The organism is Pseudomonas sp. SIMBA_068 (assembly GCF_046534705.1).
In the GTDB taxonomy this organism is placed as follows: domain Bacteria; phylum Pseudomonadota; class Gammaproteobacteria; order Pseudomonadales; family Pseudomonadaceae; genus Aquipseudomonas; species Aquipseudomonas putida.
Genome location: NZ_JAWRYI010000074.1, coordinates 1 through 418, shown reverse-complemented (window position 1 = coordinate 418; position 418 = coordinate 1). Strand labels below are relative to the sequence as shown.

Here is a 418-nt window from a genome sequence, read left to right as displayed (position 1 = left end):
ACCGTTATGTTGATTTTTCTCAAGGGCCAACAACAAGTACCTTTGTTACTAAGCGATCACAAATTGACTATAACGGTCAATACCGCTTAAACGACACGTTAAACATTAGTGGTGGTATTAATTGGTACAATGATGACGTATCACAAAGCTCAACCATGTTTGAAGTAGAGGAACGTGATGTATTAGCGGTATTTGTTGGCGCATATTACGATGCGGACGAGTTGCTTGCTAATTTAACCGTTCGTCAAGATGACGATGAGCAATTTGGTCATGAAACAACGTACACAGCGGCAGCTGGCTATCACTTATCCGAAAACGCTACATTTAGAATAAGCCAAAGCACGGGCTTTAAAGCACCTACCTTTAATGATTTATATTTTCCACTTTACGGCAATGCTAATCTTCAACCTGAAATGTC

1 protein-coding gene is annotated in these 418 nt (G+C 40.0%); it reads left to right on the top strand.

The genetic code is table 11. The annotated features are described in order from the left end of the window. A partial coding sequence (locus SB756_RS28205) for a TonB-dependent receptor domain-containing protein (protein ID WP_410912783.1) occupies positions 1-418 on the top strand: 418 nt, incomplete at both ends.